19 protein-coding genes, 1 pseudogene and 1 riboswitch are annotated in these 19,753 nt (G+C 53.9%); of the genes and pseudogenes, 8 read left to right on the forward strand and 12 right to left on the reverse strand.

Going from position 1 to position 19,753, the window contains the following annotated elements; genetic code table 11:
* The first annotated feature begins 2 nt into the window (after nucleotides 1–2).
* The 4 genes from manY to mntP all read left to right on the forward strand — a co-directional run bounded on the left by manY (nucleotide 3) and on the right by mntP (nucleotide 3,153).
* The gene (gene manY, locus ABR39_RS03825; RefSeq protein ID WP_024909729.1) at nucleotides 3–803 is read left to right on the forward strand and encodes a PTS mannose transporter subunit IIC; all 801 of its coding nucleotides are present in this window, start codon (nucleotides 3–5) and stop codon (nucleotides 801–803) included.
* Between the two features lie 12 nt (nucleotides 804–815).
* Nucleotides 816–1,667, forward strand: a complete 852-nt coding sequence (locus ABR39_RS03830) for a PTS mannose transporter subunit IID (RefSeq protein ID WP_006810994.1) — start codon at nucleotides 816–818, stop codon at nucleotides 1,665–1,667.
* 62 nt (nucleotides 1,668–1,729) lie between these two features.
* Nucleotides 1,730–2,188 carry a DUF986 family protein gene (locus ABR39_RS03835; protein WP_047345841.1) on the forward strand — a complete coding sequence of 153 codons (459 nt, stop codon included), beginning with the start codon at nucleotides 1,730–1,732 and terminating at the stop codon, nucleotides 2,186–2,188.
* Nucleotides 2,189–2,386: 198 nt separating this feature from the next.
* Nucleotides 2,387–2,576: riboswitch (yybP-ykoY riboswitch) on the forward strand.
* A 10-nt stretch (nucleotides 2,577–2,586) separates the two neighbouring features.
* Complete coding sequence (gene mntP, locus ABR39_RS03840) at nucleotides 2,587–3,153, forward strand: manganese efflux pump MntP (RefSeq protein ID WP_047346086.1); 567 nt, start codon at nucleotides 2,587–2,589, stop codon at nucleotides 3,151–3,153.
* On the opposite strand, the gene rlmA is transcribed toward mntP, so the two are convergent.
* From rlmA to mgrB, 7 genes and pseudogenes are all read right to left on the reverse strand, one after another.
* Entirely contained in the window at nucleotides 3,150–3,965 is an 816-nt protein-coding gene (gene rlmA, locus ABR39_RS03845; protein WP_047345842.1) for a 23S rRNA (guanine(745)-N(1))-methyltransferase, read from the reverse strand. The two genes, mntP and rlmA, sit on opposite strands and share 4 nt — an antisense overlap.
* A 65-nt stretch (nucleotides 3,966–4,030) precedes the next feature.
* Complete coding sequence (ftsI, locus tag ABR39_RS03850; protein ID WP_047345843.1) at nucleotides 4,031–5,749, reverse strand: peptidoglycan glycosyltransferase FtsI; 1,719 nt, start codon at nucleotides 5,747–5,749, stop codon at nucleotides 4,031–4,033.
* 219 nt (nucleotides 5,750–5,968) lie between these two features.
* Nucleotides 5,969–6,178, reverse strand: coding sequence for a transcription antiterminator/RNA stability regulator CspE (cspE, locus tag ABR39_RS03855; RefSeq protein WP_001062678.1), 210 nt, complete (start codon nucleotides 6,176–6,178; stop codon nucleotides 5,969–5,971).
* Nucleotides 6,179–6,190: 12 nt separating this feature from the next.
* Nucleotides 6,191–6,335, reverse strand: a pseudogene (locus tag ABR39_RS24090) (DUF2627 domain-containing protein).
* A 525-nt stretch (nucleotides 6,336–6,860) separates the two neighbouring features.
* Nucleotides 6,861–7,850: an MBL fold metallo-hydrolase gene (locus ABR39_RS03860; RefSeq protein ID WP_047345844.1), complete on the reverse strand. Its 990-nt coding sequence runs from the start codon at nucleotides 7,848–7,850 to the stop codon at nucleotides 6,861–6,863.
* Nucleotides 7,851–7,873: 23 nt separating this feature from the next.
* The gene (locus tag ABR39_RS03865; RefSeq protein WP_008500484.1) at nucleotides 7,874–8,164 is read right to left on the reverse strand and encodes a YebO family protein; all 291 of its coding nucleotides are present in this window, start codon (nucleotides 8,162–8,164) and stop codon (nucleotides 7,874–7,876) included.
* Nucleotides 8,165–8,238: 74 nt separating this feature from the next.
* Nucleotides 8,239–8,382: a PhoP/PhoQ regulator MgrB gene (gene mgrB, locus ABR39_RS03870; RefSeq protein WP_006175995.1), complete on the reverse strand. Its 144-nt coding sequence runs from the start codon at nucleotides 8,380–8,382 to the stop codon at nucleotides 8,239–8,241.
* A gap of 160 nt (nucleotides 8,383–8,542) precedes the next feature.
* Here mgrB and ABR39_RS03875 point away from each other — a divergent pair, with 160 nt between their 5' ends.
* A complete protein-coding gene (locus ABR39_RS03875; protein WP_047345845.1) occupies nucleotides 8,543–8,782 on the forward strand; it encodes a YobH family protein in 240 nt (79 codons plus the stop codon).
* A 65-nt stretch (nucleotides 8,783–8,847) separates the two neighbouring features.
* On the opposite strand, the gene kdgR is transcribed toward ABR39_RS03875, so the two are convergent.
* Nucleotides 8,848–9,639: a DNA-binding transcriptional regulator KdgR gene (gene kdgR / locus ABR39_RS03880; RefSeq protein ID WP_047345846.1), complete on the reverse strand. Its 792-nt coding sequence runs from the start codon at nucleotides 9,637–9,639 to the stop codon at nucleotides 8,848–8,850.
* Nucleotides 9,640–9,818: 179 nt separating this feature from the next.
* On the opposite strand from kdgR, the gene ABR39_RS03885 reads away from it, so the two are divergent.
* On the forward strand, nucleotides 9,819–11,192 hold the full coding sequence (locus ABR39_RS03885; protein WP_047345847.1) for an MFS transporter: 1,374 nt from the start codon (nucleotides 9,819–9,821) through the stop codon (nucleotides 11,190–11,192).
* 51 nt (nucleotides 11,193–11,243) lie between these two features.
* Here ABR39_RS03885 and htpX read toward each other — a convergent pair whose 3' ends face one another.
* The 4 genes from htpX to ABR39_RS03905 form a co-directional block, all read right to left on the reverse strand.
* Nucleotides 11,244–12,125 (reverse strand): protease HtpX, encoded by an 882-nt coding sequence (gene htpX / locus ABR39_RS03890; RefSeq protein ID WP_047345848.1) that lies wholly within the window; start codon nucleotides 12,123–12,125, stop codon nucleotides 11,244–11,246.
* A gap of 193 nt (nucleotides 12,126–12,318) precedes the next feature.
* Complete coding sequence (prc, locus tag ABR39_RS03895; RefSeq protein ID WP_047345849.1) at nucleotides 12,319–14,367, reverse strand: carboxy terminal-processing peptidase; 2,049 nt, start codon at nucleotides 14,365–14,367, stop codon at nucleotides 12,319–12,321.
* A gap of 19 nt (nucleotides 14,368–14,386) precedes the next feature.
* Nucleotides 14,387–15,073, reverse strand: a complete 687-nt coding sequence (proQ, locus tag ABR39_RS03900) for an RNA chaperone ProQ (protein WP_047345850.1) — start codon at nucleotides 15,071–15,073, stop codon at nucleotides 14,387–14,389.
* A gap of 96 nt (nucleotides 15,074–15,169) precedes the next feature.
* On the reverse strand, nucleotides 15,170–15,667 hold the full coding sequence (locus ABR39_RS03905; RefSeq protein ID WP_047345851.1) for a GAF domain-containing protein: 498 nt from the start codon (nucleotides 15,665–15,667) through the stop codon (nucleotides 15,170–15,172).
* 132 nt (nucleotides 15,668–15,799) lie between these two features.
* On the opposite strand from ABR39_RS03905, the gene yebS reads away from it, so the two are divergent.
* Both yebS and ABR39_RS03915 read left to right on the forward strand, forming a co-directional pair.
* Nucleotides 15,800–17,083, forward strand: coding sequence for a membrane integrity lipid transport subunit YebS (gene yebS / locus ABR39_RS03910; protein ID WP_047345852.1), 1,284 nt, complete (start codon nucleotides 15,800–15,802; stop codon nucleotides 17,081–17,083).
* The gene (locus tag ABR39_RS03915; protein WP_047345853.1) at nucleotides 17,052–19,685 is read left to right on the forward strand and encodes a PqiB family protein; all 2,634 of its coding nucleotides are present in this window, start codon (nucleotides 17,052–17,054) and stop codon (nucleotides 19,683–19,685) included. Before yebS ends, ABR39_RS03915 begins: the two co-directional genes overlap by 32 nt.
* Nucleotides 19,686–19,753 lie beyond the last annotated feature (68 nt).

The following is a 19,753-nucleotide window of genomic DNA, read 5'->3' on the forward strand; positions in this document are numbered from 1 at the left end:
CAATGGAGATTACCACTCTTCAGATTGTGCTGGTGTTCGTCGTCGCATGTATTGCGGGTATGGAATCCGTACTTGATGAATTTCAGTTCCACCGCCCTCTGGTGGCCTGTACGCTGATTGGGGCCGTTCTGGGTGACATGAAAACCGGTATCATCATCGGTGGTACCCTGGAAATGATCGCCCTAGGCTGGATGAACATCGGTGCGGCGGTTGCGCCCGATGCCGCGCTGGCCTCTATCATTTCTACCGTTCTGGTTATTGCCGGTCACCAGAGTATTGGTGCAGGTATCGCCCTGGCGATCCCGCTGGCAGCCGCAGGCCAGGTTCTGACCATCATCGTTCGTACTATCACCGTGGCCTTCCAGCACGCGGCGGATAAGGCGGCTGACAACGGTAACCTCACGGCACTGTCGTGGATCCACGTTTCGTCCCTGTTCCTGCAGGCGATGCGTATTGCGATCCCAGCCGTCATCGTTGCGATCTCTGTCGGTACCAGTGAAGTCCAGAGCATGCTGAACGCCATTCCTGAAGTGGTCACCGGCGGTCTGAACATCGCGGGCGGTATGATCGTAGTCGTCGGTTATGCGATGGTCATCAATATGATGCGCGCAGGCTACTTGATGCCGTTCTTCTACCTCGGCTTCGTGACCGCTGCATTCACCAACTTCAACCTGGTTGCACTGGGTGTGATTGGTGCGGTGATGGCGATTCTCTACATCCAGCTCAGCCCGAAATATAACCGCGTCGCGGGTGCCCCAGCGCAGGCTGCTGGTAACAACGATCTCGATAACGAACTGGACTAACAGGTGAGCGAAATGGTTGATATGACAAAAACTACCACCGAGAAAAAACTCACTCCGGGTGATATTCGTGGCGTGTTCATCCGTTCTAACCTGTTTCAGGGTTCATGGAACTTCGAACGTATGCAGGCGCTGGGTTTCTGCTTCTCCATGGTACCGGCGATCAAACGCCTGTACCCGGAAAACAACGAAGCGCGCCGTCAGGCGATCAAGCGTCACCTGGAATTCTTTAACACCCATCCTTATGTAGCAGCTCCGGTTCTGGGCGTTACGCTGGCGATGGAAGAGCAGCGAGCGAACGGCGCAGAGATTGACGATGGTGCCATCAACGGTATCAAAGTCGGTCTGATGGGCCCGCTGGCCGGCGTTGGTGACCCTATCTTCTGGGGTACCGTGCGTCCGGTCTTTGCGGCACTGGGTGCCGGTATCGCGATGAGCGGCAGCCTGCTGGGTCCACTGCTCTTCTTCATCCTGTTCAACGCCGTGCGTCTGCTGACCCGTTACTACGGCGTGGCCTACGGCTACCGTAAAGGGGTGGATATCGTTAAGGACATGGGCGGCGGCTTCCTGCAGAAACTGACTGAGGGGGCATCAATCCTCGGCCTGTTTGTCATGGGGGCGCTGGTTAACAAGTGGACGCACGTCAACATCCCGCTGGTGGTATCGACCATCACCGGGCAGGATGGTCAGACCCGCGTCACCACCGTGCAGACTATCCTGGATCAGCTCATGCCTGGCCTGGTCCCGCTGCTGTTAACCTTCGCCTGTATGTGGCTGCTGCGTAAGAAAGTGAACCCGCTGTGGATTATCGTTGGCTTCTTCGTCATCGGTATCGCGGGCTACGCTGTAGGTCTGCTGGGCCTGTAAAGCAATAGCGTTAGACGCCGGGGGCTTGCCCCCGGTTTTTTTATCTGTTTTCTGGAGGATGAATGACTGTCACGGACATCGTACTGGTTTTATTTATTGCAGCCCTTCTGGCTTACGCGATCTATGACGAGTTCATCATGCCCCGCCGTCACGGCGAGACGCTGCTCTCCCTTCCCCTTCTGCGACGCGGGCGCGTGGATGCCTTTATCTTCGCCGGTCTCATCGTCATCCTTATTTACAATAACGTCACCAGTCATGGTGCAATATTAACCACATGGTTATTATGTGCGCTGGCATTAATGGCGATTTATCTGTTCTGGATCCGCACGCCGAAAATCATTTTTAAATCCCGAGGATTTTTCTTCGCCAACGTATGGATAGAATATAACCGTATTAAAGAGATGAATTTATCCGAAGACGGTGTGCTGGTTATGCAATTAGAACAGCGTCGCCTGCTTATCCGGGTGAAGAATATTGACGACCTGGAAAGAATATACAATCTACTTCTTAAAACTCAATAAGTTAGATATATAGCAATGGCTATATTCTGTGTTTATTTTGCGCACGAAATATAGCCGAAGCTATATCCAGAACGTTAATTTTATCTCTATTTTTTAACGCTATTTTCACGCTTAAAGACAAATGAAAATCGTTATCAATAAGCGTTTTAAATAATGCGTTTTCATTGTTGTTTTATATTCTCAAAATATGTTAAGGTTGCGCCCGTCGTTGGGGAGTAGCCGATTTCCTGTTCACAGGAAATGTACGTGTCAACATACTCGTTGAAAAACGTGGCACGTACGGATCGTTTTCAGCACATTTTATGTGCAAAGCGATCAGGCGAGACCATAGATACATCAACTGCTGTTTACTGGGGGCAGTGATGTGTCATATGGATATCCCCGGTCTGGACGCTGTTATGAATATCTCCGCTACGATCCTTCTCGCTTTTGGCATGTCCATGGACGCCTTTGCTGCTTCCATCGGGAAAGGTGCCACGCTCCACAAACCTAAATTCTCAGAAGCCCTGCGCACCGGCCTGATTTTTGGCGCTATCGAAACGTTGACCCCCCTTATCGGCTGGGGCCTTGGCATGCTTGCCAGCCAGTTTGTGCTGGAGTGGAATCACTGGATTGCGTTCGTCCTGCTGGTGTTTCTCGGCGGTCGAATGGTGATTGAAGGTTTTCGCGGCACTGATGATGAAGCTGAGGAGCCGCTGCATCGTCACGGATTCTGGCTGCTGGTCACCACGGCTATCGCCACCAGTCTGGATGCGATGGCCGTCGGTGTCGGTCTGGCTTTCCTGCAGGTTAATATTATCGCCACCGCGCTGGCCATTGGCTGTGCGACGCTGATTATGTCCACGCTGGGAATGATGGTCGGACGGTTTATCGGCCCACTGCTGGGTAAACGCGCCGAGATCCTGGGCGGGATTGTATTAATTGGCATTGGTGCCCAGATCCTCTGGGCACATTTCGCGGGTTAATCTTCGCGCTGCCAGACGTGGATACTGAAATCCGTCTGGCAGCGAAATGCGGAGAGTGCAGCTAACGCTTCCCACACTTCCGGTTTTGCCCGCCACGCGAACGGCGTCATCTGCAGCAGCGCGGTAGCCTCTTCCCCTTTGAGCGTCATGTCATACGCCACGCTTTGCTCCTGCTGCAGGGAAAAACCGGCCAGCTGTTCTGAATGAGGGGCATGCAAACGCACCTCGTCGTAGATAAGCCCTTTAAGCTCCATCAAATGACGCGGCCCTGGCGTAACGGTGATCACCCATCCGCCCGGTTTCACCACGCGTGCCAGCTCTTCGGCCTTACACGGCGCATAAATGCGGATAACCGCGTCCATGCTGGCATCGTCAAACGGCAGCCTGTGGCTGGACGCCACGCAGAACGTCACGTCAGCGTAACGTTTTGCCGCCGCGCGAATCGCCACTTTCGACACGTCCAGACCGAATGTCAGCGCGCCCTTCTCGCGTGCAACCTCCGCAAACCGCGCGGTGTAGTACCCTTCCCCGCACCCGATATCGAGCATGGCGGTTGCTGAGCCTGGAAGAATGCCATCCAGTAATTGCGCCACCGCCTCCCGCAGCGGCAGATAGTGTCCGGCGTCCAGAAACGCGCGGCGCGCCTGCATCATCTCTGCGCTGTCTCCGGGGTCGCGGGAGCGCTTATGCTGCACCGGCAGAAGATTTACGTAGCCTTCTTTTGCCATATCAAACTGATGCCCCTGCGGACAGGTATAACTTTTATCTGAGCGCGTCAGGACCGCGTGGCAAAGGGGACAACTGAAGGACATGGTAACTCCGGAGCATAATCAAAGGGCGAAGTGTACCGCTATTCGCCCTGGTTATAAACGCCAGGTTAGCGCATAACGATGAGGTGATCGGAACCCGCCGGTAACCCGTCAGGCTTCACGTTCTCCAGACGCAGCACGTTACCCATAATCTCGCTGAAGACAGGGGCGGAAACGGCACCGCCGTAGTAGGCCCCGTTTTGGGGATCGTTAATTACCACCACCAGGGCAAAGCGCGGGTCGCTGGCAGGCGCAACGCCCGCGGTGTAAGCCACGTATTTATCAACATATTTCCCGCTATCGTCAATTTTCTTCGCCGTACCGGTTTTAACCGCCACCCTGTAATCACGAACGGCGGCCTTAACCCCGCCGCCGCCGGGCAGCGCCACGCTCTCCATCATGTGTTCCACTTCATGCGCAATCTCTTCCGGCATGACGCGGTGGCCAATGACGGGGGGATCGATACGGGTAATGGAAAGGGGGCGCTCAAGCCCGAAGCCGCCAATGGTGGCGTAGACGTGCGCCAGCTGGAGCGGGGTTACCATCAGCCCGTAGCCGAAGGCAAAGGTCGCTCTGTCGAGCTGGCTCCAGTATTTACGCTGTGGCAACAGTCCCGCACTCTCACCCGTTAAGCCAAGCCCCGTATTGGTGCCAAAGCCAAAGTTTCGGTAGGTATCAATAAGATGCTGAACGGGCATCGCCAGCGAGAGCCGGGATACGCCCGTGTCGCTCGATTTTTGCAGGATCCCGGTCATCGTCAGTTCAGGATAGTAACCCACATCGCGGATACGATGCCCGTCAAGGATATACGGGTGAGTGTCAATCACGCTGTCCGGCTGGACCAGCCCCTGCTGCAGGGCCGTCATCAGCACCAGCGGCTTGACGGTCGAACCGGGTTCGAACGTATCGCTGATGGCGCGATTGCGGAAATCGTTTATCGTCGCGCCTTCCCGATTGTTGGGGTTGAAGTCCGGATAGCTCGCCATGGCGAGTATTTCCCCGGTTGGGATATTAATTAACACCGATGCGCCTGACTCGGCCTTGTTCCAGGCCACGGCATTATCGAGCGCATCTTCGGTAATGGTTTGCAGCCGCTCATCGATACTCAACTGAATGTTGTGCGCGGGCGCGGGAGCAACTTCGGTCAGGTTTTCAACCACGCGTCCATAGCGGTCTTCCCTTACCTGCCGCATCCCGGCCTTGCCCGTCAATTGCGTATTGAAGCTTTTTTCCACACCTTCAATGCCCTGTCCGTCGATATTGGTGAAACCAATCAGGTTCGCGGCCACATGACCGGCAGGATAAAAACGGCGGGACTCATCGCGTAAATTGATGCCGGGCAGATTCAGTTTATCGATCCACTTTGCCTGCGCAGGATCGACCTGACGGGCAAGGTAAATGAAACGCCCCTGTGGACTGGCGTTGATGCGAGCCGAAAGCGTGTCCAGGGAGAGATGCAGCGCATTTGCCAACGCTTGCCAGCGTTCATCAGCGCCGACGCCCCCTTTTGCCAGCACCGTTTTGGGATCGGCCCATACGGCCCTGACAGGCACGCTCACCGCCAGCGGTCGACCTTCACGATCCATTATCATGCCGCGGGGCGCATCAATCGCCAGCTGGCGGAGGGATCGCATATCTTCCTGCTTCACCAGATTGTCAGGCTTGATAATTTGCAGCCAGGCAACGCGGCCCAGCAAAAAAGCCAGACTACAAAAAATAGCTAAACAGAGCAGAGCAAAACGCGCTGGCGTGAAATTGCCAGTGGCCGTTATCAATTTCTTCTTCACCTGAACCCCAGGGCTGTTAAACAACGCCCTGATTTAACGGGAAAAGCCGGAAAGAAGGTGGCGAAACAGTGCTACTAACCTCGCAGCTTTGCAACAAGTTACTAACAAGGCCGCGGATCGTAATATTTTGAAAGATAAGGGGCATAAAAAAGCCCCGCGTTATGCGAGGCTTTATGTCTGAGATTGAAACGCCGTGCGTTTCAGTCAGCAGTGGTTCGATCAGATAGCAGTTACGTTAACTGCAGCAGGGCCTTTCTGGCCATCCTGAATTTCGAACTCAACGTTCTGGCCTTCAGCCAGAGTTTTGAAGCCGTTACCCTGGATTGCAGAGAAGTGCACGAACACGTCTTTGCTGCCGTCAGCAGGAGTAATGAAACCAAAACCTTTAGACTCGTTGAACCACTTAACTTGACCTTTAATCTTTGCCATTTGCAAAATTCCTTAGAGTGTTTTCTTAGCCCGCAGGCATTAACTGAGATAAAACTGAGACATTACTGCATGAGGCACTAATATAAGGTTCGGCAGAGAAGCGGTATTCAACGACAACGTGTTTACTCAGGACTTCTTTACTGAAAATGCCACACATAAACAGAACTGTACCTCGTTTGACCCAAAACGTGTTATCACACACAATGTTTAATATGGCAAGCCATTTTTAAACATGTCTCGATCCGCCGCACAAATTCGAACAGTGCCCGTCAGGTTTTGCACAATTATGCGCATCACATACAGACAGCCCTGCTACGCAACAAAGATCCAACGCTGTTCGCACGGCCGCTGTAATCTAAGACATTTTTAACATAGCTCAATCATTACAAAGCGTCCAGCAACCGGGAAAAGAAATTTTACGCATTGATTGAGTTAGAACAATTTGTGAAAACTTATGCTTAAATCATTGTAACGCGGCCAAATTGTTTCAGAGAAAAAACAGCGTTAATAACGCGCGCCCAACTGTATTAAAATGCATCAGGTAATAAATAGTGTTATGCACCAAAATAATGAAATTTTTATGACTCTGCATCAAAACAAGGCAAGCAAAACGTTTCGATAAAAATAAAACATTCTTAAGCGCGTTTACTTACAGAATATATGCAACAATTTATCGCGTCGTTTATAAGGATAAATATTCGCCAATTTTCAGTATCCTGAAAGAATGGTTAACTGGTGCTAAATTATCTAGCGCGTCAGTTAACTCCTGCACCGGCTCATCCAACGCTTCATCTGCCAGTTCAAACACGCCCCAGTGAATGGGAAACGCCAGAGGGCAACCCAGCTGCTGCCACAATGCCACCGCAGATTGAGGATCCATATGGTGTACAGCCATGAACCATCGTGGGGCATAGGCCCCCACCGGTAACGCGGCAGCATCAACAGGCCCCAGACGTTCAGGTATCAACAGCAGTTCAGGCGAATACCCTGTATCACCGCTAAACCAGAAACGATGATGCCGCCCTTCCATGACCCAGCCACACCATAATGTGCGATTTCGGTTCCACGGCGTGCGCATACTCCAGTGCTGCGCAGGTACGGCGGTCAGCGTCATCCCCTGCCAGGTGAAACTCTGCCACCAGTCGAGCTCCACCACGCGCCTTGCTCCCCGACGTCGAAACCAGGCGGCCAGTCCTAACGGGACAAAGAAACTCACGTCGGGAAAGCGTTTGAGAATACGGCGAATGGTCGCATCATCAAGATGATCGTAATGATTATGGGAAATGACGACCGCATCAAGCTGATGCAGTTTTTCGACAGACAGTGCAGGAGGCGTCTTACGCTGTGGTCCCAGGAAAGGGAGCGGAGAGGCGCGCTGTGAAAAAACCGGGTCGGTAAGGATGATATTGCCGTCTAGCTGGAGTAACACACTCGCATGTCCCAGCCACCACACCCCATCTTCCTGAGGCTGCGTTAGCTCGGCGGGTTGCCACCACTGACGGATAAAATCTTCATAACCCAGCGCGGGTGGTTTCGGCAAACCGGCTTCTTTACGCGCTTTACGCCAGCGGTCCAGGTCGCCAGGTTGATGTTCTGCAGGGTAGGTATTGCGAAAGCCGTTTGGGGTGTGATGTTTCAGGGAGGGGTCATACCAGGGATTTTTCCAGACCACAGCCACCTCCCAGCACGAAAAGATTAACGCTCAGCCACCAGGCGGATAAAGTCGTCTTCGTCTTTGTTATCTTCAGCGACCGCGTCTTTCGGCGCGTCTTTCTCTTCCGGCTCGTTAGCTTCACACAGGCGGCGCAGCAGCGCATTCTGACGTTTTTGCTGATCGAGCAGCGCTTCCAGCAGTTCGATCTGCTCGTTCGTACGCGAACTGGCACGGTTTACGAAAAACCAGATGACCAGCCCCACAAGCAGAACAACCAAAGAAATCATCAGGGATGCCATATTCAGCAGCCCTGAATTCAGTAACTCACCCATTTCACCACCTCAATAAAAACGTCTATTTTACCACTGGCGCGAAGGAAGGAAATCACCTTGAGAAAAAATGCGTGTTACCACGGAATAAACTTATTGATTGCGCAGACGCCGCTAAAAAACTGTACATCCTGATCGCACATTACGTTGATAGTCTGCGTCCATAACACCACGCACGCTATCAGCACGATAATCAGAATCACCCAGCGTATTTTTTTCACTCCACACTCCGTCTAAAGACCTGATGTAACCAGGTTATCACGGTTATCTTAAACAAGGACTAACTGTACCGCCATCGCGCTTTTTTCAGAATCGTGCACTTGTTTCATAGCGTAAACCGTTTACGCTAGCTATATGATAACAACGATAAAAGAGGTAATGATGCGCTTAATCATTCGAACAATTATTGCACTGGCCATCGTCTGGATTGGCCTTCTGTTAACGGGCTATGGTGTGCTCGTGGGAAGCACCGAAAACGCAGCCGGCTTAGGTATTCAGTGTAAGTATTTAACGGCACAAGGACTGAGCACTGCACAGTATCTGCATTCGGACAGCGGGATCATTGGCTTAACGAACTGTCCTGTACTGCGTAAAACGTCCGTCGTCATCGATAATGGCTAATCAACCGGTTTAATCACTGACAAAAACGCCGCAACTTCTGCGGCGTTTTTTTATGCTAACAGAGATTAAAACGGATAGTCGTGATAGCCCATCTGTTCAGAAATCTTACGTGCGGCATTGTGCAGGATAGCCACATACTCGTGCAGACGCTCTTCAGAGAAGCGAAGGGTTGGGAAAGAGATACTTAAGCCCGCGATCACCACGCCAAAGCGGTCAAACACCGGAACGCCGATGCAGCGCAGCCCTTCTTCCTGTTCTTCATTATCTTCGCCATACCCCTGCTCACGCACGCGATCGAGCACCGTTAACAGTTCGTCCGTGCTGGTAATGGTTCGCGCCGTACTGCGTTTGTATTCCACGCCATCGAGGATCTGTTTCACTTCCTCGCGATCGCGCCACGCCAGCAGAACCTTACCAATGGCGGTACTGTAGAGCGGATTGCGACGACCAATGCGCGAATACATGCGCAGATTGTACATGGAGTCGATTTTATGGATGTAAACAATGCTGTCTTCATCCAGCGCACCGAGATGGATGGTCTCTTTAGTCAGGCGCGAGATTTCACGCATCTGAATATCAGCGCTGCGGATCAGGTCAACATTTTGCAGCGCGCGGGCACCGAGTTCGAACAGTTTCAGGGTCAGAGAGTATTTTTCTGACTCGCCTTCCTGTGCAACATAGCCCAGTGACTTCATGGTTTGCAAAAAGCGATAAACGGTGCTTTTCGACATCATCACGCGCTGCGACAACTCTGTAATACCAATTTCACGCTCTTCCCCGAGCGCCTGTAAGATGCCAAACACCTTCAGCACGGAAGAAACAGAATCTGGCTGTTTATCCAAATCCGCAATAGCCATTTACCACCTCATAGAGAGTGTTTTATAAAAATCAGAACCGGTTTTTATTATAAGTTCCCGTCATGTCACCTGCAATCAATCCGCGTTTACTTCGTTACAAATCTGCGACATATCGCGGCAGTAACAATGCTAAAATAGTTACCCTGAGAATAATTTCACGCTGAGCTTTTTTAATCCAAATGGAAAAGAATCTTTCCGATGGCCTGCCGTTACCCCAGCGGTACGGCGCGATAGCGACCATCATTATCGGTATCTCAATGGCCGTCCTTGACGGTGCAATTGCCAACGTTGCCCTGCCAACCATCGCCAGCGACCTGCATGCTTCCCCAGCCAGTTCAATCTGGATTGTTAACGCCTATCAGATTGCGATTGTGGTTTCCCTGCTCTCGTTCTCCTTCCTGGGCGATATGTTCGGTTACCGTCGGGTGTATCAGTGTGGTCTGGTGGTTTTCACCATTACCTCACTGTTATGTGCCCTTTCTGATTCACTGCACACCCTGACGCTTGCACGCATTGCGCAAGGTTTTGGTGGCGCGGCGCTCATGAGCGTAAACACGGCGTTGATTCGCTTAATTTATCCGCAGCGTCATTTGGGGCGCGGCATGGGGATAAACTCGTTTATTGTCGCCGTCTCTTCCGCCGCCGGGCCAACCATTGCGGCGGCTATTCTTTCCGTTGCATCCTGGCAATGGCTCTTCGCCATTAACGTTCCGCTGGGTATCGCGGCCATCTTCTTTGCCCTGCGCTTCCTGCCTGCCAACGGCCCCAAAAGCACCATGCCGCGGTTCGACGTCGCGAGCGCGGTGATGAATGCCCTTACCTTTGGCCTGCTGATTACAGCCCTGAGCGGGTTTGCGCAAGGGCAATCGCTGGTGCTTACCGGAGTGGAACTGCTCGCGCTGCTGGTCATAGGTTTCTTCTTTGTTCGCCGCCAACTCACTCTCCCGGTGCCTTTACTGCCTGTTGACCTGCTGCGCATCCCCCTCTTTTCGCTCTCCATTTGCACCTCTGTCTGCTCATTCTGCGCCCAGATGCTGGCCCTGGTTTCTCTGCCCTTCTTTTTGCAGAGCGTGGTTGGACGTTCAGAAGTGGAGACCGGACTGCTGTTAACCCCGTGGCCGCTGGCCACGATGGTGATGGCACCGCTGGCAGGTTATTTAATAGAGCGCGTGCATGCCGGATTACTGGGCGCGCTGGGACTGGCAGTCATGGCGACGGGTCTGTTTGCGCTGGCGCTGCTTCCCTCGCAACCTACGGATCTGGATATTATCTGGCGCATGATCCTCTGCGGTGCCGGTTTTGGCCTGTTCCAGTCGCCGAACAACCACACCATTATCACCTCCGCACCGCGCCATCGCAGCGGAGGAGCCAGTGGCATGTTGGGTACCGCGCGCCTGCTGGGGCAAAGCACCGGTGCGGCACTGGTCGCCCTGATGTTCAACCTGGCCGGGCAGAATGGTAATCACCTTGCGCTCCTCACCGCGGGTGCACTTGCCACCCTTGCCGCGATCGTCAGCGGCCTGCGCGTCACACAGCCAAGCGTACAGGCATAAAAAAAAGCCGGGCGGAGTTTCCTCCGCCCGGCTCAGACTGCATCTTCAGCGTTACTTAAGGTATTCCCCACTGCGCAGCGCTTCAATACGCTTATCCAGCGGTGGGTGAGACATAAACAGCTCGCTCAGCGATTTCGATTTACCGTTGATGCAAAAAGCCATCATGCTGTTCGCTTCCTGCGGCTCGTAGCTGGTTTTCAGACGCTGCAGCGCCGCAATCATCTTCTCACGACCAACCAGTTTCGCTGAGCCGGCATCCGCGTGGAATTCACGGTGGCGGGAGAACCACATGGTGATGATGCTGGCAAGAATACCGAACACCAGTTCCAGAACCATGGAAACAGCGAAATAGATCAGCGGGTTACCGTTGCTCTCTTCGCCTTCGTCGCGGTTACCACCCATAAAGCCTGCCGCAATCTGCGCCAGAATACGGGAGATAAAGATAACGAAGGTGTTCACTACGCCCTGAATCAGGGTCATGGTTACCATGTCACCGTTAGCGATATGGCTGATTTCGTGGGCAATAACCGCTTCGGCTTCGTCACGGCTCATGTTCTGCAGCAGCCCGGTGCTGACGGCAACCAGTGACGCATCACGACGGGCACCGGTGGCGAAGGCGTTGATATCCGGAGCGTGGTAAATGGCCACCTGCGGCATGGCGATCCCAGCCTGACGGGATTGCTGGGACACCGTATTCATCAGCCACTGTTCCATATCGTTACGCGGTTGTTCGATAACCTCACCGCCTACCGATTTCAGAGCCATCCACTTCGACATCAGCAGGGAAATGAAAGAGCCACCAAAACCAAACAGCAGCGCCATAATCAACAGACCCTGAACGCTGCTCGACTGAATTCCTGTCAGGCTTAGCACGAGCCCGAAAACCACCATTACCGCCAGGTTGGTGAGCAGGAAGAGCGCGATTCGCATCATAATTTTCTTTTTACCTCAGTTTAACAAAACGCACTATGCGATTACCCACATCGTATGGGTATTGCGGCTATTTTCAAGCATCCGGCGGGCGTAAGTCACCAGAAAGACACAACTTTACACAATTGGAAATCAGGCTGACGGAAGGATGCAGAACAAAAAGAAACAGGCACAATTTCTTGTGCCTGTTGGGAGGTTATTTTGCCGGAGCGGGCTGTACGGCAGGCTTATCTTTTTCCAGATTCGCCAGGTCGAGGGCGATATGCACCGTCTCGTCCAGATACGGATCGGGCTCCTGGTAATCTTTAGGCAGATCGTCCAGTTTCTTGAGCAGAGGTTTACCTTCACGCTTGAAGCGATCGTTGATACGCGCCAGACGTGTTGCATCGTCTTCGTTGTTCTCTTTCTCTCGCTGAGCGTAGTTCAGAGAAACAATATTCCGCTTATCTCTCAGGGCATTGAAGCGAGCAATGTCCTTCATGATGTACTGGAATTCCGGATCTTTCGCGATGCGATCGTTATGCGCTTTCAGCAGTTCAGGACCAAACTGCGTCATGTCGCCCGCCTTCACGTACGTCGCGGCATTGATGCTGTCCCACGGCAACGCGTTATCTTCAAACTTCTCGCCGGTTTCAGTCTCTTCCGTGCCTGTTGGCATCATGATATCCGGCGTGACGCCCTTACGCTGCGTACTGCCGCCGTTCACGCGGTAGAATTTCTGAATGGTGTACTGAACCGAGCCCAGTGCAGGCCATTCCGGACGCAGCATCTGGTCGTAAATACGGTTCAGAGAGCGATACTGCTGAACAGTACCTTTCCCGAAGGTTGGCTCACCGACGATCAGCGCACGACCATAGTCCTGCATGGCAGCGGCAAAGATTTCAGACGCGGAGGCGCTGAATCGGTCAACCAGGACCACCAGCGGGCCTTTGTAGTAGACCACACCGTCGTTGTCGGCATCTTCACGCACTTTACCGTTGTTATCGCGCACCTGAACCACCGGGCCAGACGGAATAAACAGGCCAGAGAGAGAAACCGCTTCCGTCAGCGCACCGCCGCCGTTACTGCGCAGGTCGATGATAACGCTGCTGACGTTCTGCTTTTCAAGCTTCTGCAGCTGTACTTTCACATCGTCTGTCAGGCCGACGTAGAAGCCAGGAATGTCCAGGACGCCCACCTTCTCTTTACCCACGGTTTTCACCGACATTTTCACCGCGCGGTCTTCCAGACGGATACGCTCGCGGGTCAGGGTAACGATACGGGTTTTGGTACCTTTTCCAGCCGGCAGAACTTCGAGACGAACCTTGCTGCCTTTCGGGCCTTTGATCAGCGCAACCACGTCATCAAGACGCCAGCCAATCACGTCGACCATGTTCTGGCCGGTTTGTCCTACACCCACAATACGATCGCCTACGCTAATCGCTTTGCTTTTGGATGCCGGGCCACCCGCGACCATTGAATTGATCACCGTGTAATCATCGTCCATCTGCAGCACCGCGCCGATACCTTCCAGAGACAGACTCATTTCGGTATTGAACTGTTCGGTGTTGCGCGGAGAGAGATAGTTGGTGTGCGGATCGATTTCGTGAGCAAAGGCAGTCATGGCCAGCGAGAAGACATCCTCACTGTTGGTCTGCGCCAGACGACGAATGGCAAATTTGTAACGACGCGTCAGCGTGTCACGGATCTCTTTTTCATCTTTGCCGGTCAGCTTAAGGCTCAGTTCGTCGTATTTAACTTTGCTGTCCCACAGCGCATTCAACTCAGCTTCATCTTTCGGCCAGGGTGCTTTACTGCGGTCCAGATTAAAGGTGTCGGTACCGGTGAAGTCCATCGGACGTTCCAGTACTTTCAGCGCATACTGATAGCGTTCAAAGCGGCGCTTTTGCGAAAGGTTGTAGAGATCGTAAAACAGATCCAGCTTGCCTGAACGCAACTCGTCACCCACCTCGGATTTGCGCTTAGCGAACTGCTCGACATCGCTGGCGAGCAAAACGTTATGGCTGTAATCCAGCAAGTTCAGATAGCGGTCAAAGATTTTGGCCGAAAAGGCCTGATCGAGATCGAACTGACGATAGTGCGAACGGGTGAAACGTGAGGTCACGCGCTCGCTCACCGTCGCGTGTTGCGTCTCTTCCTTGAGTACAGGAATTTGATCAACACGGGTGATATCGTCCACTGCAAAAGCATGACCTGTTATGGCAAACAGGCCCGCCAGCGCGGTGAGCTTAAAAAAAGTGTTCATGCCAGGCTTGGCCTCCGTTTCAGAACAACAAGTGTTCTGCGCGTACAATCATTGACATACCAGAAGTCAGCTGTACACGAACGCCATCTTTGGTGATTTCCAGTACGGTGGCGTCCATAGCATTGTTACCCGCTTTTACCTTCAGCGCCTGACCAACGCTCAGGGCGTTAATGTCTGAAACCGGAGTATGGCGCGGCTCTTCACGAGGCGCGCGCGGGGCTTTAGCTGCTGGTTTGTCAGCACGCGGTTTGCGATCGTTATTCTCGTGACGACGCGGTGCAGGACGTGGCTTACGCTCGCGACGAGGCGCTTCTTCCTGACCGTTTGCCGCTGCGGCTTCGCGTTTTTTCGCTTGCTGTTCTGCACGTTGTGCCTGAACGCGTGCTTTGGCTTCTTCCAGCTGTTTACGCGCGTGCTCAACGTGCTGCTCGTCCAGCTCACCACAAGGGTTGCCGTCGAGATCCACACGCGTCGCGCCCGCTTTGATACCGTACAGGTAACGCCAGCTCGAAGTATAAAGACGTAAGGCAGAACGCAGCTGAGTTTTGCTGAGGTTCATTTCCCCCTCAACGCGCGCCACCAGATCCTGAAAAATACCGACTTTCAGGGGACGAGCTTCACCTTCCGCGCTGAAGCACTGCGGGAAACGCTCGGCCAGAAATGCGATAACTTCTTTACTGCTATTCAACTTAGGTTGATTTTCCATGAAATTTCCTGATTACAACGGACGTTGCCAACAAGCGCAGGCATGAACAGGCGTCATTATAATGACGCTATCAGTAAATGCTACGTTATCCGTTGATTATCCTGCGACGCTCGCAAAGAATTTTTGATAATCGGTTGCAGAGAGTACGTTTTCGAGATTCGCTACCAGCTCGCGCAGCCCCTGTTCGTCCTCGGTTGTAAAGCGACTGAAGACCGTACTGTCGATATCCAGAACGCCAATAATCTGATTTTTTACCACCAGCGGCAGAACGATTTCAGAATTACTGGCGGCATCACAGGCAATGTGCCCGTCAAACGCATGAACGTCTTCCACACGCTGTACCTGATTTTCAGCCACCGCCGTGCCGCATACGCCGCGTCCTACCGGAATGCGCACGCAGGCCAGCTTGCCCTGGAACGGCCCCAGCACCAGCGTTTCACCTTCCAGGAGGTAAAAACCGGCCCAGTTCACGTCAGAGAGACGTTCAAACAGCAATGCGCTAGTATTTGCCAGAGTGGCTAAGAAGCTGGTCTCACCCGCCATCAATGCCTTAAAATCGCGGTTCAGATCCGCGTAGAATTCTGTTTTGTTCATTATTCAATCACTTGGTTGTCTTACAAAATTACCGCAGAGCCTATTAAAATAAGCATTAAATGCGCTCATGCTCAAGATGAATCCGTTCATGAGTTATTATAACTTTCAACAATACTTATTTGTGCGCAGCTGATGGCCTTAAAAACAACCAAAATTACGCCGACAAGAAAGATAACTGTCCATACGGTAAGCGAAGCTTTGCCCCGTGCACATTATCAGCGTTGCCCCCAGTGCGATACGCTTTTTATGTTGCCGAAGATGAAATCGCACCAAAGTGCCTTTTGTCCCCGCTGCGACGCCAAAATTCGTGACGGCCGCGACTGGTCGTTAACCCGCCTCGCCGCAATGGCCGTCACCATGCTGCTGCTGATGCCCTTCGCCTGGAGCGAGCCGCTGCTGAAGCTCTACCTGCTTGGCGTACGCATTGACGCCAACGTGCTGCAGGGTATCTGGCAGATGACCCGTCAGGGCGATCCCATCACCGCTGCCATGGTGCTGTTCTGCACCGTCGGCGCGCCGCTGGTGCTGGTCGCCGCCATTGCCTATCTTTGGTTTGGCAATATTCTAGGCATGAATCTTCGCCCGGTGCTGCTGATGCTGGATAAACTCAAAGAGTGGGTGATGCTGGATATTTATCTGGTGGGCGTGGGCGTTGCGTCAATAAAGGTGCAGGACTATGCATTCTTGCAGCCCGGCATCGGGCTCTTTGCCTTCATCAGTCTGGTATTGCTGAGCATCCTGACGCTGATACATCTGAACGTTGAGCAGCTCTGGGAGCGATTTTACCCTCAGCGCCCCGCCACGCGTCCTGATGAAAATCTCCGCGTCTGTCTGGGATGCCACTATACCGGGTTGCCCGACGCGCGTGGACGCTGCCCTCGCTGCCATATTCCATTAAGGCTGCGGCGCAACAACAGCCTGCAAAAATGCTGGGCCGCGCTGATCGCCTCTCTGGTGTTTCTGATCCCGGCCAACATGCTGCCTATTTCCATTATTTACGTGAATGGCGGGCGTCAGGAGGATACTATCCTTTCGGGCATTATCTCCCTTGCGCACAGCAACGTTGGGGTGGCTGCGATTGTCTTTATTGCCAGTATCCTGGTTCCCTTTACCAAAGTCGTGGTGATGATTACCCTGCTTATCAGCATTCACTTTAAGTGTGAACAAGGCTTACGTACCCGTATTCTGCTTCTGCGATTCGTCACCTGGATTGGCCGCTGGTCAATGTTAGATCTGTTTGTGATTTCGCTGATGATGTCGCTAATCAATCGCGACCAGTTACTTGCTTTTACAATGGGACCCGCGGCTTTTTATTTCGGCTCTGCGGTGATATTGACTATTCTTGCTGTGGAATGGCTGGATAGCCGCTTACTTTGGGATGCACATGAGTCAGGAAACCCCCGCTTCGCCGACTGAAGCGAGAATTAAAACAAAACGCCGCATTTCGCCATTCTGGCTGCTGCCCGTCATCGCGCTGATGATTGCAGGCTGGCTTATCTGGACGAGCTATGAAGATCGCGGGAGCACGGTCACCATTGATTTTCAGACCGCTGACGGCATCGTCGCCGGGCGAACTCCCGTTCGCTTCCAGGGGGTTGAAGTCGGGACGGTTCAGGACATCTCCCTTGGAAAGGGGCTGAACAAAATACAGGTGCGGGTCAGTATTAAATCTGACATGCAGGATGCCCTGCGCAGCGAAACGCAGTTCTGGCTGGTGACGCCGAAAGCCTCTCTGGCCGGCGTGTCCGGTCTGGATGCGCTCGTGGGCGGTAACTATATCGGCATGATGCCGGGCAAAGGTGAGCCTCAGGATCACTTTGTGGCGCTGGATACCCAGCCCAAATACCGTCTCAATAACGGCGATTTGATGATCCACCTTCAGGCACCGGATCTCGGTTCTCTGAACAGTGGCTCTCTGGTCTATTTCCGTAAAATCCCGGTTGGCCGCGTGTACGACTACGCGATTAACCCAAATAAACAGGGCGTCACCATTGATGTTCTGATCGAGCGTCGCTTCACTAACCTGGTGAAAAAAGGCAGCCGCTTCTGGAACGTATCCGGCGTGGACGCAGACCTCAGCCTGAGCGGTGCGAAGGTGAAGCTGGAGAGCCTGGCCGCACTGGTGAATGGCGCAATTGCCTTTGATTCCCCGGAAAACTCAAGCCCTGCCACGGCCGATGACACCTTCGGGCTGTACGCTGACCTGGCGCACAGCCAGCGCGGCGTGATCGTCAAACTCGCCCTGCCCGATGCTAAGGGGCTGAAAGCCGGTTCAACGCCGCTGATGTATCAGGGGTTGCAGGTTGGCCAGCTCACCAAAATGACGCTCAACCCGGGCGGCTCGGTCACCGGCGAGATGACGGTCGATCCAAGCGTGGTCGATCTCCTGCGCGAAAAGACGCGCATCGAAATGCGCAGTCCGAAGCTCTCCCTCAACGATGCCAGCCTCAGCACCCTGCTGACCGGAAACACGTTTGAGCTGATCCCCGGCGATGGTCAACCCAGCAATAGCTTCGTGATTGCCCCGGCGGATAAAAGCCTGCTGCAAAAACCGGGTGTAGTAACCGTCACGCTGAATGCGCCTGAAAGCTACGGTATTGAAGCCGGCCAGCCGTTGATTTTACACGGCGTGCAGGTCGGACAGGTGCTGGAGCGCACGCTCTCGGCGAATGGAGTGAGCTTCTCGGTCGCCATCGATCCGCAATACAGCGACCTGGTGCACGGCGACAGTAAATTCGTGGTGAACAGCCGCGTCGACGTGAAGGTGGGCCTGGACGGCGTGGAGTTCCTTGGCGCCAGCGCCAGCGAATGGGTTAACGGCGGCATCCGTATTTTGCCTGGCAATAAAGGCCCCGTGCGCGAGAGCTACCCGCTGTATGCCAACCTGGAGAAAGCGATTGAAAACAGCCTGAGCGATCTCCCTACCACCACGCTAACGTTAAGCGCCGAGGCGCTGCCGGACGTGCAGGCAGGCTCCGTGGTGCTGTATCGCAAGTTTGAAGTCGGGGAAGTCATCACCGTACGCCCCCGTGCGGACGCGTTTGATATTGAACTGCATATCAAGCCGGAGTACCGCAAGCTGCTGACGCCAAACAGCGTCTTCTGGGCCGAGGGCGGCGCGAAGGTTCAGCTTAACGGCAACGGGCTGACCGTGCAGGCTTCCCCGCTCTCACGCGCGCTGCGCGGGGCGATTAGCTTCGATAACCTCAGCGGTGCGGGCGCGAATCTGCGCAAAGGCGATAAACGCATTCTCTTCCCGTCCGAAACCGCCGCGCGTGCCGTGGGCGGGCAAATTACCCTGCACGCGTTTGATGCCGGCAAGCTGGCGGAAGGTATGCCAATCCGTTACCTGGGCATTGATATCGGCCAGATCCAGAAGCTAACGCTGATCACGGCGCGTAACGAGGTCCAGGCCACCGCCGTGCTTTACCCGGAATATGTGCAGACCTTCGCCCGTACGGGTTCGCGCTTCTCGGTGGTCACGCCGCAGATTTCGGCCGCAGGCGTTGAGCATCTCGACACCATCCTGCAGCCGTACATCAACGTTGAGCCCGGCCAGGGCAATGCCCGCCGTGATTTTGAGCTGCAGGAAGCGACGATCACCGACTCGCGCTACCTTGGCGGCCTGAGCATTGTGGTGGAAGTGCCGGAAGCGGGCTCGCTGAACATCGGCACGCCGGTACTGTTCCGCGGCATTGAGGTGGGTACGGTCACGGGCCTGACGCTCGGTACGCTCTCTGACCGCGTGATGGTGGCATTACGTATCAGCGAACGGTACCAGCACCTGGTCCGTAATAACTCGGTATTCTGGCTGGCATCCGGCTATTCGCTGGACTTCGGCCTCACGGGAGGCGTGGTGAAAACCGGCACCTTCAACCAGTTCATTCGCGGCGGTATCGCGTTTGCCACACCGCCGGGCACGCCGCTGGCACCGAAAGCGCAGTCGGGTAAACACTTCCTGCTGCTCGAAAGTGAACCGAAAGAGTGGCGCGAATGGGGAACGGCCCTGCCGCGTTAATCTGAAAGGCTCCGGTGTCAACGCGCCGGAGCCTTTATGTTACACTGCGCACCTGAACTTTTCCCTGT

Origin of the sequence: Enterobacter genomosp. O (assembly GCF_001022965.1) — a bacterium.
Lineage (GTDB): Bacteria > Pseudomonadota > Gammaproteobacteria > Enterobacterales > Enterobacteriaceae > Enterobacter > Enterobacter cloacae_L.

Excerpts from the sequence above, each read along its gene's own strand:
- ABR39_RS03915 (WP_047345853.1), top strand. The coding sequence starts at position 17,052 with ATGAGTCAGGAAACCCCCGCTTCGCCGACTGAAGCGAGAATTAAAACA.
- prc (WP_047345849.1), bottom strand. The coding sequence starts at position 14,367 with ATGAACACTTTTTTTAAGCTCACCGCGCTGGCGGGCCTGTTTGCCATA.
- ABR39_RS03875 (WP_047345845.1), top strand. The coding sequence starts at position 8,543 with ATGCGCTTAATCATTCGAACAATTATTGCACTGGCCATCGTCTGGATT.
- proQ (WP_047345850.1), bottom strand. The coding sequence starts at position 15,073 with ATGGAAAATCAACCTAAGTTGAATAGCAGTAAAGAAGTTATCGCATTT.
- ABR39_RS03835 (WP_047345841.1), top strand. The coding sequence starts at position 1,730 with ATGACTGTCACGGACATCGTACTGGTTTTATTTATTGCAGCCCTTCTG.
- kdgR (WP_047345846.1), bottom strand. The coding sequence starts at position 9,639 with ATGGCTATTGCGGATTTGGATAAACAGCCAGATTCTGTTTCTTCCGTG.
- mntP (WP_047346086.1), top strand. The coding sequence starts at position 2,587 with ATGAATATCTCCGCTACGATCCTTCTCGCTTTTGGCATGTCCATGGAC.
- yebS (WP_047345852.1), top strand. The coding sequence starts at position 15,800 with ATGGCCTTAAAAACAACCAAAATTACGCCGACAAGAAAGATAACTGTC.
- htpX (WP_047345848.1), bottom strand. The coding sequence starts at position 12,125 with ATGATGCGAATCGCGCTCTTCCTGCTCACCAACCTGGCGGTAATGGTG.
- ABR39_RS03885 (WP_047345847.1), top strand. The coding sequence starts at position 9,819 with ATGGAAAAGAATCTTTCCGATGGCCTGCCGTTACCCCAGCGGTACGGC.
- manY (WP_024909729.1), top strand. The coding sequence starts at position 3 with ATGGAGATTACCACTCTTCAGATTGTGCTGGTGTTCGTCGTCGCATGT.
- ABR39_RS03830 (WP_006810994.1), top strand. The coding sequence starts at position 816 with ATGGTTGATATGACAAAAACTACCACCGAGAAAAAACTCACTCCGGGT.
- ABR39_RS03905 (WP_047345851.1), bottom strand. The coding sequence starts at position 15,667 with ATGAACAAAACAGAATTCTACGCGGATCTGAACCGCGATTTTAAGGCA.
- ABR39_RS03865 (WP_008500484.1), bottom strand. The coding sequence starts at position 8,164 with ATGGGTGAGTTACTGAATTCAGGGCTGCTGAATATGGCATCCCTGATG.
- cspE (WP_001062678.1), bottom strand. The coding sequence starts at position 6,178 with ATGGCAAAGATTAAAGGTCAAGTTAAGTGGTTCAACGAGTCTAAAGGT.
- rlmA (WP_047345842.1), bottom strand. The coding sequence starts at position 3,965 with ATGTCCTTCAGTTGTCCCCTTTGCCACGCGGTCCTGACGCGCTCAGAT.